This window comes from Roseivirga pacifica (assembly GCF_900111145.1).
GTDB lineage: Bacteria > Bacteroidota > Bacteroidia > Cytophagales > Cyclobacteriaceae > Roseivirga > Roseivirga pacifica.
In genome coordinates this window covers 87,789-102,459 of sequence record NZ_FOIR01000003.1, presented here as the reverse complement: position 1 = coordinate 102,459, position 14,671 = coordinate 87,789, and the positions used below count along the sequence as shown (strand labels likewise).

Here is a 14,671-nt window from a genome sequence, read left to right as displayed (position 1 = left end):
TGTTATTTGAATTATTGCGATTTTGTGTTTTGCGTAGCAAACGCCAATCCGTATATCTTCATTTGCTTCATCATGGCACCCAATCCGTTAGATCGCTGTGTACCTATGAATCTATTCAAACCAATTTTATCAATAAAAAAGAGGTCAGCATCAATGATTTCATGTGGCTGTCTGCCCGATAGAATACGTACTAAAAGGCTCACTAGCCCCTTGGTGATTGCCGTATTACTGTCTGCATCGAAAGAGATTTCTCCATTCCTAAAATTGGCATTCAACCATACTTTAGATTGGCAACCCTTTACAATATTCTCTTCAGTTTTAAGCGAATCGTCCATTGTTGGCAGTTGCTCGCCCAATTCCATGATGTAACCAATCGTCATTTCCATATCTCCATCGAGCATGGAAAATTCATCTATAATTTCATTCTGAACTGCTTCTATTGATGCACTCATGCACTAAAATTTTTTGATGATGTCTTTAAGAGCCGCAGCGAACTGGTCTACCTCTTCAATCGTGTTGTAAACAGAGAATGATGCTCGGGTAGTTCCTTCTATGCAGAAATGATCCATCAATGGTTGGGTACAGTGGTGGCCTGTTCTTACAGCAATGCCTTTAGCGTCCATCCACATGCCTAAATCAAAGTGGTGAATACCTTCAACACCAAAAGAAAGTACAGCTACTTTTTCCTTAGCTTCACCATAAACCTTAACACGGTCAATGTCTTTCAAAAGAGCAGTAGCGTGTTTTAGCAACTCATTTTCATGCGCTGCTATATTTTCTTTCCCTAGTTCGTTTATGAAGTGTACAGCCTCTTTGAAAGCAATTACATTGGCAATGTCCGGAGTGCCTGCTTCAAACTTGTAAGGAATGTCGTTATAGGTGGTTTTTTCGAATGAAACATCTTTGATCATTTCTCCACCTCCTTGATAAGGTGGCATCTTTTCTAAAATGTCTCTTTTGCCGTAAAGTACACCTAAGCCTGTTGGTCCGTACATTTTATGGGCAGAAAGCGCATAGAAATCTACGTTTAGTTCCTTTACATTGACGGGTAGGTGAGAAGTAGCTTGGGCACCGTCAACCAAAACTTTAGCACCAACTTTTTTAGCCATTTCTACAAGCGCTTTAACAGGGTTAACTGTTCCAAGGCTGTTTGAAGCATGGTTAAAGGCTACCATTTTAGTTTTGTCAGAAATCAGTTGTTCTGCTTCTTCTAAAATAATATCACCATTGGCATCTATTGGCATTACCCGAAGGGTAGCTCCTTTTTCTTCGCAAATCATTTGCCATGGCACAATGTTCGAATGGTGCTCCATGGTACTGATAAGCACTTCATCTCCTTCGTTAAGGAATTTTCTTCCCCATGAAGAAGCCACAAGGTTAATGCTTTCGCTAGTGCCTTTGGTGAAGATTACTTCTTCAACCTCGTTTGCGCCAATAAATTCGGCTATAATCTTCCGGGTTTCTTCAAATGCTGCGGTAGACCTTTCTGCCAAAGTGTGAATGCCTCTATGAATATTGGCATTATCTACTTTGTAGTGTCTTGAAAGTGCATCAATTACCCTTAAAGGTTTTTGATTGGTCGCAGCATTATCAAGGTAGATAAGAGGTTTCCCATTAACTTGTTGGTCAAGAATAGGAAACTCTTGTCTGATTTTGTTTATATCTAACGTACTCTTAGTGAGCGTATTCGGCATTATTTTGCTAGTCTTTCTGTAATGATTGCCTCAACATATTGCTGAATAGCTTCTATTTCGAAGTTTTCTATTACATCGCTTGCAAAAGCGTGTAGCAATATGGCTCTGGCTTTGTCTTTTTGAATACCTCTTGCCTGTAAATAGAAGAGGGCATCGCGGTCTAACTGACCGGTAGTACAACCGTGAGAGCACTTCACATCATCAGCCCAAATCTCTAACTGAGGTTTGGTGTTAACGGTGGCATCGTTGGTTAATAGTATGTTCTTATTCGACTGGAATGCATTTGTTTTTTGAGCATCTTGGCGAACAAATATTTTACCATTGAAAACACCTTTAGACTTATCGTCCATAATGCCTTTATATAACTCATTGCTATAAGCATTAGGCATCATGTGGTCAACCACGGTATGGTTATCTACATGGGTTTTGTCTCCCAACACATAAAGACCATTCATGTGCGCTTCACAGTTCTCGGCCTGAAGCTTAATGTTCAAGTTGTTTCTAACCATGGCACCATCTAAAGCGATAGTGTTGGCTGTGAAATGACTGTTCTGCTGTTGCGAAACGTGCGTATTGGCAATGTGGTAAGTATTAGCCGCATCGTTTTCGATTTTGTAATACTTAGCCTGAGCACCTTCTGCAACACTAATTTCGTTCACAATATTGGTGAAACTGCTGGCGCCTTCCAAAGTATCGAATTTTTCGATAATGGTTACCTCGGCTAGTTTACCAATGTTGATCAAGTTTCTAACTTGGTAATCGAAGCTTTCTTCTGCAGATGCACCAATAAATTGAAGCATGATTGGCTTTTCAACTATGGCCTTATCGGCTACAGTGATTTGTATACCATTTTGGGCAAAAGCCGTGTTCATGGCCACAAAGGCATCTTCCTCAAATTGTGCTTCAGTATTAAAAAGGGCAACATTCTCTTTGTTGAAGGCATCTTGCAATGCCTCGATTGAAACCCCTTCAATAGCTATGTTGTCTGAAAGTTCAGCTGATAACACACCATTGATAAATACCAATTTGTGTGCCTCCAATCCCTCAATGCCAAACTGCTGAACGGTGTCAGCATTCACTTTGGCAGGAGAGGAGCTTTGAGGAAAGTTAAAGTTCTTTTCAAGCGCTTTGGTAAGGTTGAAAAACTTGTATTCCTCGTGCTTGGCATGCGGTAAACCTTTGGTTTGAAGGTTTTCGAATGCTGCTTTACGCACTTGGTGCGCAGCCGAATTGCTATGTCCGTTTAAACTTGTTTCAAAAGCCTGAAATCGCTCTTTCAAAGATTCCAGCACTTTTTGTCCTGCTAGTTTCTCCATTAATTATGCGGTTGCTTCTGCTTCTTCCTTAATCCAATCGTAACCTTTTTCTTCAAGCTCTAAAGCCAATTCTTTAGTGCCCGATTTTACGATTCTTCCTTTGTAAAGTACGTGCACGTAGTCAGGTACAATATAGTCGAGCAAACGCTGGTAGTGTGTTACTACAATAGTAGCGTTATCTTTCGATTTTAGGGCGTTAACACCGTTTGCAACAATTCTTAGTGCATCAATGTCAAGTCCTGAATCTGTTTCATCAAGAATAGCCAACTTTGGCTCAAGCATTGCCATTTGGAAGATTTCGTTACGCTTTTTCTCACCACCTGAGAATCCTTCGTTGAGCGAACGGCTCAAAAGCGATTGGTCAATCTCTACCAGCTTCATCTTTTCTTTCATCACTTTAAGGAAAGAAACAGCATCTAACGGCTTTTCTCCGTGGTGCTCACGAATTTGATTAATGGCCGTTTTCATAAAGTTGGTTGTGCTTACTCCAGGGATTTCTACCGGATATTGAAATGCCAAGAAAACACCTTCTCGGGCTCTTTCGTCAGCATCCATTTCCAAAAGGTCTTTGCCTAAGAAGTCAACATCTCCACCAGTTACTTCATAGTCTTCTCTACCTGCAAGTACAGAAGCCAAAGTACTTTTACCAGAACCATTTGGCCCCATAATGGCGTGTACTTCACCCGGCTTTACTTCCAAGTTAATTCCCTTCAGGATTTCCTTCTCCTCAATCTTTGCTTGTAAATTCTTTATTGATAACATCTCTGTCTTAATTCTCTTGTAATTTGATTTTTGCGTGTTGGTGCTTACCCAACTGAACCTTCTAAGGTTAAGGCCAACAGTTTCTGTGCCTCTACTGCAAACTCCATAGGTAGTTTGTTCAGTACCTCTTTGGCATAACCGTTTACGATTAGGGCAACTGCAGACTCTTCGTCAATTCCTCTTTGTTGGCAGTAGAAGATCTGGTCTTCACCAATTTTAGAAGTGGTTGCCTCGTGTTCTACCTGAGCCGATTGGTTTTCAATATCGATATAAGGGAAGGTGTGTGCACCACACTTATCGCCCATCAAAAGTGAATCACATTGTGAGAAGTTTCTCGCGTTTTCAGCACGTTTCATCACTTTTACTTGGCCACGGTAGCTGTTTTGTGATTTACCTGCAGAAATTCCTTTCGATACAATTCTAGATCGGGTGTTTTTACCGATGTGAATCATTTTAGTACCGGTATCGGCTTGTTGGTAGTTATTAGTAACTGCTACTGAGTAGAATTCTCCCTGAGAGTAGTCGCCTTTCAGAATACATGAAGGGTATTTCCATGTAACTGCTGAGCCAGTTTCTACCTGAGTCCAAGAGATTTTAGAACGGTCTCCTTCGCAGATACCTCTTTTGGTAACAAAGTTGTAAATACCACCCTTACCATTTTTATCGCCTGGGTACCAGTTTTGTACGGTAGAGTACTTTACCTCTGAATCTGCGGCTGCTTTAATTTCTACCACAGCTGCGTGCAATTGGTTTTCGTCACGCATAGGGGCTGTACAGCCTTCAAGGTAACTCACGTAAGAACCTTCTTCTGCAACAATCAGGGTTCTTTCGAACTGACCTGTGTTGGCAGCATTAATACGGAAGTACGTTGAAAGCTCCATTGGGCAGCGAACGCCTTTTGGAATGTAGCAGAAAGACCCATCAGAGAATACTGCTGAGTTAAGCGCTGCAAAGTAGTTGTCCGTAATAGGCACAACTGAGCCCAAGTGCTTTTTAATCAATTCTGGGTGTTCTTGAACTGCTTCTGAAAAAGAGCAGAAAATAATACCCAATTCACCTAAGGTTTCCTTAAAGGTAGTTGCTACAGAAACGGAGTCAATCACCGCATCAACGGCAACACCAGTTAAACGCTTTTGCTCGGTTAGGGAAATTCCTAACTTCTCGAAAGTAGCCAGTAACTCTGGGTCTACTTCGTCAAGCGATTTAGGTTTGGTTTTCTGCTTAGGAGCAGAGTAATATATAAGGTCCTGGTAATCAACAGGTGGGTAGTCGACATTCGGCCAAGTAGGCTCCTCCATTTTTTGCCAAGCACGAAATGCCTTTAATCGCCATTCAAGAAGCCATTGTGGTTCTTCTTTTTTGGCCGAAATAAAATGAATGATATCTTCGTTTAATCCCTTCGGAGCTTCATCTGCTTCTAAGTCAACTGTCCATCCAAACTCATATTCTTTGGATGTGAACTCCTCTAAGATTTGATCATCGTTGCTCATTGAATCTTATTTAGACTGATTTCAAACACAAAGGTACAACCAATAAGGGAATCGAATGGTTTCCTTGCCGTTTTTTTTCCCTATGGTCTATTTACCTTATCAATACAAGGTGTGTGTCTATTGATCCAACTGAATGCTTCTGCTCAGTGTTTCCTCTAGTATAATAAAGGTTTCTGTTCTTTCAATGCCTTCCACCTTTTGTATTTTATCGTGTAGAATATCTTTTAGGTGGTCGGTGCTTTTTGCATAGATCCTCACAAACATACTATAGTTTCCTGTGGTATAATGAATGGATGTAATCTCTGGGATTTTCTTTAACTGATTTGCTACTTTCTCGTAAAGCGAACTTTTCGCCAAGAAAACACCAAGAAAAGCTCCAACAGTATAACCCAGCTTTGCCAAGTTCAAGTCTAAAGAGGCTCCTTTTACAATTCCCATCTTTTCAAGCTTGTTCATTCTAACATGAACCGTTCCGCTCGAAACGAATGCTTTTTTAGCTATTTCGGTATAAGGTTTTTTGGCATCGTGCTGCAGTAGAGACAGTATGCTAAGGTCTACATTATCGATTTCGTAATTATCAGGCATTTTTCACTGGTTGAATTATTGAATTCGTAAAATTAATATTTTAAAATTTAATTATCTGTAAATATTGATTCATTTGGTTAGAGATATTTTAATAATATGAGAATTCGCTATATGTTTGTATCACATTCAAACGGAATAATAGCGAAAGCGAAACTTCTTGAATACTACACTGTAGGGTGACGAAACAGGCAGCCGTGCCCTCCTTTCTCGGGGGTGGAGGTTCTGGGATAAAGCCAATCGGTCTAACCACTCCGTGGAGGTTCGAATCCTTCTCCTACAGCTTTTTAGATACTAGATGTCAGATTTTAGATCATAGACTTTTAGTTTGAAAAAACGAGATGCTTGACTTGAGGTTTTAAACCTGGAATTCCTGCAGGTAGCAGGCGAGCATCTTTACACTGTAGGGTGACGAAACAGGCAGCCGTGCCCTCCTTTCTCGGGGGTGGAGGTTCTGGGATAAAGCCAATCGGTCTAACCACTCCGTGGAGGTTCGAATCCTTCTCCTACAGCCAATTGAAGTTAGTACATGTTTGTCGTTTAGGGCACCGTTTTCTAGGTGCCCTTGCATTTGATTAGGTTAGTTTTAGAGACAAGCACAAGCTATACTGAACAGGTTTGTTTGAATTTAGTATCATTAGTGGATGAACAAAAGGCCAGCAATTTGCTGGCCTTTTGTTGTTAGTTACATGCTACAAGCTCGAAACAAGGCCCTGCAGTATGAATGCCATCTTCAAGTGGTATTTTCATTAGCTCTTGAGCTTTGTACTTTAGATCGTACATCAGCGTAATGCCCTTAATTAATAAGTCAGGTTCACCGTTGCAGGCATCGTTAATGTTTTTGAGCAGCATGGTGTAGGTTTTGCAAAACTCGAGCGATTTGTCGTATAGTGCTGTTCCCTTTTCTAAGGATGACAACCGAGGATTGGGTTTGAAGTTATAAATGGCATTCCAGTCAACCTTAAAAGGCTGGCCAGTAGGCAAACCTTTGTTCGGGCTGTCGCGGTGAGCCGAGTCAGTTACTGCATAGAATCTGCTGTAGCGAATTTCTTTAAACCTAAAGTAATGTGCGTACTCTTCAACATCTGGTCCAAATACCTGATAGTCGTCATCTTGCGGGTCGTAGTCTTGCGAGAAAATAGTGCCTAAAGTTCCTTCTCCTTGCCCTACTATTTCGTCAATTAATTGGATGGCATCATCAAGGTTACTTACCGTTATAATTCTGCCGCCAGCGCCATAGTATTGCTCATCGGTAACCTGATTTCGATTAGGGATGAAGATCGTTTCGCCTTTTGCTTTGGCTTCTTCCTCCAGTTTTATCATGGCGTCTTTTATGGCTTTGTAAAACTCTCCGATGCCGGTAAAGCCTTCAGCGCCTGTTTGCTGAATCTTTTTCTTCTCTTTTTCGGAGAGAAACTGAAGGCCACCTTCAGGGTGCTCAATTTTCTCGAATGTTCTAATGGAGTCTATGGAAAAGGGGGCAAGTGGCACGGTAAGCTGTGGCATTACATCGCCTGGCAATTTGCTGGGGTAATCAGGCGTAAATTGGCCAATTACAGGTGTGCCACCAACTGCATTTATTAAGTTGGCTACCATTACCATGTGTAGCATTTCTTCAATAACAACGCTTTTGATGATTTCCACTGACTCTAAATTCGTTCCTTCTTTAATAGAGTAGAGTGCGGATAAATAGGGTGGAATGGTGGATAGCTCCAATTCCATTGCGGTTTGAAGGTCTTTTTTAAGGTCTTCTAGCGACTTTTTTTCAGCCGCAGTTTCTGCTGCCTCCAGTAGTATTTCTTCCTCAAAGCGTAGTTCACTGCCTAAAAGCTGTTCTGCTTCAGGAATTAATTGTTGTCTTTTTGGGTCGTTCTTTTTGCGATATGATAAGTTCATGGTTTAGTCTTTTAGTTGATTAAGTATGGCTTCGGAGGTTTTAAAGGCCAAAGCCGACATGGTAAGTGTTGGGTTTGAAGTGCCCAGGGTTGGCATATTACCACAGCCAACTAGGTAAAGGTTTTGATGATCCCATGTTTGACCATTTTCATTTACTACCGACTCTTCCTTGTCGGTGCCCATGCGGTGGGTGCCCACAATATGGCCAGCACCCCAGAAATTGTATACTTTGCCCTCGTATTCGGCATAATCGGGGTGGCTGGTAGTGTATTCAGTAAAGTCTTCAACTCCTGCAGCTTCAAAAATTTGGTCCGATACCTTTTTATATTCTGCAAAGGCTTTCTTCATATAGTCCGAAGCACTGTAGTGGATTACAGGACGATAGTTGCCTAAATTGTCCAGATAGTTGGGGTCAATAGTCACCCTATTGTTTGGTTCGGGTGTTTGCTCACACTCAAAATGAAGCAGCAACTGGCGAGGTACTACATCATTAATATGATACTTCAACTCCCTGCCAAACATGCCTGCCGCTACAGCATTTTCTACATCCGATCCGGGCGAAAATTTAGGCCAGCCCCAGCCCCAATTGTCAATAGGAGAGATGCAGGCTGCGTGTTCTTTTCTAAAATCCCCATCGCGCATGGTAGGTATGTTGGTGGTAGAGCCAGGGCCTCTATACGGAAAACCTTTTTCCGGCAACAAGCCCCAAGTGAGCATTACCATGTGATCCATCAGGTTTCTACCTACCTGGTCGCTTGAATTGGCTATGCCAGAGGCCAAAAGGATTTTTGCATTTTCTATGGCGTTAGCGGCCAACACATAAACTTTCCCTTTGGCAATGTGCGTTTCGAAAACTGAAGAATTTGGATCTTCATACTTTTTGTACTCAATGCCGATTACATCTCCGGAGCTTTCGTCTGTAAGTACTTTCGAGGCTACTGCTTGTGTTTGCGTTGTAATCAATTTCGGATCTGACTTGCGCAAAGTTTTAAGTGCATTGTACTTGGCCTGTACTGGGCAAATAGGAACACAACTGGCGTTTCCCTCACATCTGTGTCCTTGGTGATCGTCCCATACGGCCCCAACCGGAGTGTATTTTGTAGTTTGTTGATCTGGTACCGCTTCGTAACCCTTAGTAAAGGTGTTCCAGCGTTTATCCGACTGAAGCTCAAGCTTATGTTTGTCTTCATTCCACACCACATCGCTGTATGGATACTCGGGATTCGGAATAGAGTTTCTTCCTTGTGGAGTGCTCACAAATTCCAGGTCATGGGCTTTTCCGTTAAAGTGAACTTTAAATCCTTTTGGGAATTTTTCTATCACTTTTTCGTCCAAGTAGCTTTGTGGAATTTTCTTCATTGGAAAGTGATAGTCCTTGCCATAGTTTTTGTCTTTCGAAACATCTGGCCCTTTCTGTTCATCCACATTGCCGGCCACACCAATTTCGAATTCAGCCATTTCGTAATATGGTTTCAGTGCATCGTAGTCGAAAGGCCAATCCACGCCAACATCATATAGGGATTTCATTTTAAAATCGTTGGGGAGCATGCGCGGGGTTGAACCCAGCCAGTGCATCGTAGTGCCGCCTGGCCCACGCCAAGCATCGCTACCAAAAGGAATTGGACCGGCTTGCACCAAATAACCGTTGGTTGCCGGTTTGCATGGCTCAATGGCTTCAATGTCGATTACATCTGGAGAAGGTGCATCCTTTAAGTTGGGGTAGGGCGAGTTGGGTACTTTGGCGGCTGTTTGATAAAACTTGTCCAAGTAACCCATGTAGTTATTAAAAGCTTCCTTTTTCTGAAAGTCGATTCCTGCTTCGAGGCCAGCTTCTAAGAGTAGCACTTTTTTACCTGCTTGCGTTAAGGTTTTGGCCACAATGGAGCCACCAATACCAGAGCCTACGATGACCACATCGTATTCGTGAGTTTGTTGTTGCATAATGGTGTGTGTTTAGCAGTTAACTTTAATTGGGCGTTCTCTCCAAGAGTCATAGCCTGGTTGTTTAGCACCAGGGGGATGGGTCTCAGCAGCGTCCCAAACCAAGCCTTGTGTGTAGGCTTGTGCAGAAATAACATCGTTATCCCAATTACCCAAATACCACATGAGGATGATTTTTTTACCTAAACCAGCGTAGTTCCCGTCAGGGATTAGCTCGTTTTTGATTGCGTCTTTAATCGCATTATCACCATCTAAAGCAAGTATTTCAGCACAGGCCTCGTAAAAAAGAGCTACCGTATTTGGGTTTACATGTGCAGTAATAGTGTTAAAGTAGGTCTCGGTCATTCCTGTGCCGAGTAGGGAAATGGTCTTAAAGCCAGTGAGGTGACTAGAGATGTTAAGAAACAAGTCCAGCTCCTTGGGTGTGTGTTTCGACATGTTGTGTTTGTGTTGTTTATCAACATTCAATTTCGAAAAATAAGCTGGATATTAAAAAGGCATAGCTGAATTTTTGGATGATGGAAAAGTATAAGAGGTAGTGCGCTTTTGGTGGGTTTTGCTACTTTTGACACATGAGAATTCGCTTATCCTACTCCAGTATATTCCTGTGTCTTCTTGCCTTTTCTGTGGCAGTTTCGTGCAATAAAACAGAATCTACAAACAATCAGGTAACGCTTTCTGGTAAACTGATTAACTGGGGGAACGCTTCTCGAATACTTAATTCCAATGCTTTGGAGGCTGATTTTGGTCTGGGGGAGGACCATAAAATTGAAACGGATGAGCAAGGGAGTTTTAGCCTTTCTTTTGATCTAAACAAGCCAACTTATTTTTCACTCGGCAGAAATAAGTTGTATCTGCAACCCGGGGGTGAGCTGTACATAGAAGTGAATTACCGCGACCCCGAAGCAGCTGTCTTTAAGGGTGAGTGCGCCCATTTACAGGCCTACTTAAGTGGTGTGGCCTTCCCTAAAAGTGGTTCTTATTTAGAGGGTGGTAGCAACCTGAATTCCGATGACGTAATGGAAACCGTTCATCTGGCTAAAGAAAAAACGGAAGAAAGACGCATGCTTCTAAATCAATTGGATGCACCGAAAGAGTTTATAGCACTCGAAGAGATGCGGCTAAAATTGGACGAGATGAACACAATCCTTTCAATGCCGATCTACGGTTCGTTCAAAGGGTATTGGGATGTGGCCGAAACACAAAAGTTTGAGGTGCTTCAGTCAGCTAAATCAGTGCTGAATGAACTGTCTGAAGGAATTATGGATGACGACTACATGAAGCACCCCAACTTTAGAGATATGATGTATGAATTTGTGGATGCGCAAATGCACGAGAATGGGATTTTTAGCGGGCTGAAATTCACTGCATTTATGAACGAATATGATGCGCTGGGGGCACTGGTAAAGCAAATGGAATTAGAAGGGCTGACGGAAAACATTCAGCAGCAGGCCAATAACTTTATGGCCGCAGAGCATTCAGCCGAATATAAGGAGATGGTGCAGGCAAAATTGGCCGAGTATGAAAAGCTAATACCAGGCAAGCGAGCTATGGACGTTGTATTTGCCAATGCACTAGGTGAGGAGGTGCCACTTTCTAATTTTAAAGGCAAGCTCATTTACGTAGATCTTTGGGCAACTTGGTGTGGCCCATGTATAGAAGAACTGCCTGCATTTGAGCAGCTAAAAGCAGACTATGCAGGTAAAAATGTGGCTTTTGTGCCTGTTTCAATCGACACTAATTTGGAGCAGTGGCAGAAGTACCTGACCACGCATAATTTGCCAAAAGAGAAGGAGTATTTGATTAACCGACTGGACTTAAGTGACTACAAGGTGATCACCATTCCACGCTACTTGTTGATTGACAGCGACTTTAATATTGTAAGTGTTTTTGCACCTAAACCTTCGCTGCCAGAAACCCGCACACTGCTAGACCTTTATTTTGCCGAGGAATAAATAAATTGAAGGCGTGGAAATGATTTTTTTGTGGCTACAATCGATTGCCACGGCATTTCTTTTATATTTGAGACAGCCCAAACTTTAAGAAAGAGATAATGCATCCTTGGATTAATAGATACCCTAAGGGGATTCCTGCAGAAATTAGTGAGAACCAGCCAGATCATTTGCTAGAACTGTTCAAAAAGGCCTTTAAGAGCTTTGGTAGCAGAGAGGCTTTTGAAAACATGGGTAAGTCGCTTACTTACCATGAGATAGATCAGCGTTCCGATTTCTTTGCAGCTTATCTACAACAAAAACTAGGGATGAAAAAGGGGGATAGGATTGCCCTGCAGATGCCTAACTGTTTGCAGTATCCTATTGCGTTAATTGGTGCGCTTAAGGCAGGTTGTATTGTGGTGAATACCAACCCACTTTATACACCGCGAGAAATGGAGCATCAGTTTAACGATGCCGAAGTAAAAGCCATTGTCATTGTTGCCAATTTTGCCCATAGTTTAGAAGAGATTCTTCACGAAACGAAAATTGAACATGTGATTGTTACCGGATTGGGTGATGAACTTGGTGGGTTTAAAGGCAGCATTGTAAACCTTGTGGTGAAGCATGTAAAAAAGATGGTGCCTGCCTACAGCCTTAAAGGAGCACTTAAATGGAAGGATGTACTAAAAGCGGGTGCTCGCATGAAGTATACAGAACCTGCAATGAGCCCTTCGGATACTGCATTTTTGCAGTATACTGGTGGAACCACGGGCGTATCAAAAGGAGCAACGCTTTCACACAGTAATGTGGTGGCGCATACTGCAATAATCAATGAATGGTTCCGTCCGCTTTTACAGGCCGGCCAAACTGATTTGATGATTACCGCAATTCCGTTGTACCATATTTTTGCGCTAAATGTAAACGGCACATTTATGATGCACATTGGTGCCAAAAACGTGCTTATTACCAATCCGCGCGATATGCCGGGCTTTATCAAAGAACTAAAGAAACACAAGTTCACGCTATTTACAGGAGTGAATACGCTCTTCAATGGTTTGCTCAGCCAGCCAAATGTTAAGGAGGTTGATTGGACTCACTTAAAGGGCGCCATTGGTGGTGGAATGGCAGTGCAAGACTTTGTGGCTAAAAAGTGGCAAGAAATGACCAATTCACCATTGGTAGAAGGTTACGGACTGAGTGAAACTGCACCAGTGGTAAGCTGTAATCCATTGGATGGCACCCATAAAATGGGCACAATTGGTTTACCGGTATCTTCTACTGAGTTGGCTATTTTTAGCGAAGCAGGGGAGCAACTAAAGCAAGGTGAGATAGGTGAAATCTGTGTCAGAGGACCTCAGGTAATGAGCGGCTATTGGAACCAAGATAATGAAGGCGTTTTCTTCAATAAAGAGTGGTTTAGAACCGGTGACATCGGTATGATGGACGAAGAGGGTTTTTTCAAGATTGTAGATCGTAAGAAAGATATGATCAACGTTTCCGGCTTTAATGTTTACCCAAATGAGGTGGAAAATGTAATCGTGGACCATCCAAAAGTGCTTGAAGTAGCCGTGATTGGTGTGCCGCATCCACATTCTAATGAGTGCGTAAAAGCATTCATCGTCAAGTCCGATCCATCATTAACGGAAGAAGAGCTGCGTGAATATTGCGAGCATGAATTAACAGGGTATAAAAAGCCGAAACATATTGAGTTTGTAGATGAATTGCCAAAGTCTAATGTGGGTAAAATTCTACGCAGAAAACTCAAAGAAATGGAAGAGGCGAAAGCTAACTAAAGCTTTAAATACCAATTGATCATAGCCCAAAAGCTGTTTGTGTTTATGTCTTTTAGTACCGAACCAATTCGGTAGTCTAAACCTATTTCAAGTTTGTTAGCATCGTTTATGGCATAGCCTAGTAGCGGTGTTACACGTACTTCCAGGCTGTAGTTTCCACCTTGCCAATCGTTCACGTATTCGTTTGTGAGCTTAATATAGAATTCGCGAGGGTCAATAGTTGCTCCGTTCAATGCAAAGTCGGAAGCAGCCCTGTAGCGTAGCCTAAACCTTGGCTCTCCATTTGCATGAAAAGTTTCATCCGTTCTAATTCTATGTGCTAGTCTTAGTCCGTTAATGTGGCTCATTAGGGCAATCTGTTGCGTAAGTCGATGCAAGTTTTCACCATCTTCTCGCATGCGGATAAGATAGCCAAAAGCCACTTTGTTTTCGGTGCCAACTTTCCTGGAAGCCATAATAGACAAATCGGTGTGAATGTAGCGGTGATCGAAGATCGGTTCATCGCCCATAAAGCCTGCGGCAAAAATTTGTCGGAACTCAGATTTAAAATTCAGCCCGTAGTTTTCGTTCAAATTGGTGCTGATATTGACACTCGGAAGCGTGCCAATGAGGTAGGTGCTCTGAGCCAAAGCACTACGGATACTTAAGGCAAACAATAAAATCAACAGCTTTTTAGTACTCAAGGTTGTCGGTGTTTCGCGAAACAATAGTTGAGACATTTATTACTTCTCCAGCCGAGTTGAAGGTGACTTCGTAAAGTTCACGACTACCATTCTTTTTGCCCTTAATCGTCATTTCGTATCGAACCACATAGCTGTCGGTGGGGCTTGGGGTTTGTAAGAAAGAACTTAGACTTTTAATGTTACCGCTGAATTGTTGTTGCAGCCGAATAATTTTATATCTATCGAATTTTTCGCTGAGGGATTGTTTGATTTCATCCAAGACCGGTGAATCAATCCTCTTTACATTAAGCTCAACTTCAATATCCTGCAGGTTTCCGAGCGTGTCAAACTCTATACTGTACTTTTGCTTGTTGATCTTTAGTTTACCCTCATAAGCATTGGCCTCAAAGTTTTCTTCGTAGTACCATCTTATTTTGCCGTAGCTGGTTTGCCAGTTAATAAAGGCAATGGCTCTTGCCGGAACTTCATTGGTTTTAACACGATATTCTCGCTCAAACTTGGTTTGGGCAAAGGCTTGTGTATAGCACAATAAGCAAATGCATGTGGTTAGAAAAGTTCGCTTTACAAGCTTCATGTGGCA

13 protein-coding genes and 1 tRNA gene are annotated in these 14,671 nt (G+C 42.2%); 3 read left to right on the top strand and 11 right to left on the bottom strand.

All coding sequences use genetic code 11. The features are described from left to right. Positions 1-11 precede the first annotated feature (11 nt). The 6 genes from BMW98_RS15565 to BMW98_RS15540 form a co-directional block, all read right to left on the bottom strand. Positions 12-452 (bottom strand): SufE family protein, encoded by a 441-nt coding sequence (locus tag BMW98_RS15565; protein WP_090259605.1) that lies wholly within the window; start codon positions 450-452, stop codon positions 12-14. Between the two features lie 3 nt (positions 453-455). Beyond that, positions 456-1,694: an aminotransferase class V-fold PLP-dependent enzyme gene (locus tag BMW98_RS15560; RefSeq protein ID WP_090259603.1), complete on the bottom strand. Its 1,239-nt coding sequence runs from the start codon at positions 1,692-1,694 to the stop codon at positions 456-458. After that, the gene (gene sufD / locus BMW98_RS15555) at positions 1,694-3,010 is read right to left on the bottom strand and encodes a Fe-S cluster assembly protein SufD (RefSeq protein WP_090259602.1); all 1,317 of its coding nucleotides are present in this window, start codon (positions 3,008-3,010) and stop codon (positions 1,694-1,696) included. The genes BMW98_RS15560 and sufD overlap by 1 nt, the downstream gene beginning before the upstream one ends. A 3-nt stretch (positions 3,011-3,013) precedes the next feature. Continuing rightward, positions 3,014-3,772, bottom strand: a complete 759-nt coding sequence (sufC, locus tag BMW98_RS15550; RefSeq protein WP_090259600.1) for a Fe-S cluster assembly ATPase SufC — start codon at positions 3,770-3,772, stop codon at positions 3,014-3,016. A 44-nt stretch (positions 3,773-3,816) separates the two neighbouring features. Then, positions 3,817-5,262 carry a Fe-S cluster assembly protein SufB gene (gene sufB / locus BMW98_RS15545; RefSeq protein ID WP_090259598.1) on the bottom strand — a complete coding sequence of 482 codons (1,446 nt, stop codon included), beginning with the start codon at positions 5,260-5,262 and terminating at the stop codon, positions 3,817-3,819. Positions 5,263-5,379: 117 nt separating this feature from the next. Continuing rightward, on the bottom strand, positions 5,380-5,847 hold the full coding sequence (locus BMW98_RS15540; protein WP_090259596.1) for an Lrp/AsnC ligand binding domain-containing protein: 468 nt from the start codon (positions 5,845-5,847) through the stop codon (positions 5,380-5,382). 399 nt (positions 5,848-6,246) lie between these two features. Between BMW98_RS15540 and BMW98_RS20510 the strand changes: the two genes are divergently transcribed. Next, a tRNA-Glu gene (locus BMW98_RS20510) sits at positions 6,247-6,359 on the top strand. A gap of 166 nt (positions 6,360-6,525) precedes the next feature. Here BMW98_RS20510 and BMW98_RS15535 read toward each other — a convergent pair. The 3 genes from BMW98_RS15535 to BMW98_RS15525 are packed head-to-tail and all read right to left on the bottom strand — an operon-like array spanning position 6,526 to position 10,119. Continuing rightward, positions 6,526-7,740, bottom strand: a complete 1,215-nt coding sequence (locus BMW98_RS15535) for a ferritin-like domain-containing protein (RefSeq protein ID WP_090259594.1) — start codon at positions 7,738-7,740, stop codon at positions 6,526-6,528. 3 nt (positions 7,741-7,743) lie between these two features. Next, entirely contained in the window at positions 7,744-9,681 is a 1,938-nt protein-coding gene (locus tag BMW98_RS15530; RefSeq protein WP_090259593.1) for a GMC family oxidoreductase, read from the bottom strand. A 12-nt stretch (positions 9,682-9,693) separates the two neighbouring features. Further along, complete coding sequence (locus BMW98_RS15525; protein ID WP_090259591.1) at positions 9,694-10,119, bottom strand: hypothetical protein; 426 nt, start codon at positions 10,117-10,119, stop codon at positions 9,694-9,696. 134 nt (positions 10,120-10,253) lie between these two features. Here BMW98_RS15525 and BMW98_RS15520 point away from each other — a divergent pair, with 134 nt between their 5' ends. Both BMW98_RS15520 and BMW98_RS15515 read left to right on the top strand, forming a co-directional pair. Then, positions 10,254-11,636 (top strand): TlpA family protein disulfide reductase, encoded by a 1,383-nt coding sequence (locus BMW98_RS15520; protein WP_090259589.1) that lies wholly within the window; start codon positions 10,254-10,256, stop codon positions 11,634-11,636. 98 nt (positions 11,637-11,734) lie between these two features. Next, positions 11,735-13,408 (top strand): AMP-binding protein, encoded by a 1,674-nt coding sequence (locus BMW98_RS15515; protein WP_090259587.1) that lies wholly within the window; start codon positions 11,735-11,737, stop codon positions 13,406-13,408. Here BMW98_RS15515 and BMW98_RS15510 read toward each other — a convergent pair. After that, entirely contained in the window at positions 13,405-14,091 is a 687-nt protein-coding gene (locus BMW98_RS15510) for a DUF2490 domain-containing protein (protein WP_162844589.1), read from the bottom strand. The two genes, BMW98_RS15515 and BMW98_RS15510, sit on opposite strands and share 4 nt — an antisense overlap. Then, on the bottom strand, positions 14,081-14,665 hold the full coding sequence (locus BMW98_RS15505) for a hypothetical protein (RefSeq protein WP_090259583.1): 585 nt from the start codon (positions 14,663-14,665) through the stop codon (positions 14,081-14,083). The genes BMW98_RS15510 and BMW98_RS15505 overlap by 11 nt, the downstream gene beginning before the upstream one ends. Positions 14,666-14,671 lie beyond the last annotated feature (6 nt).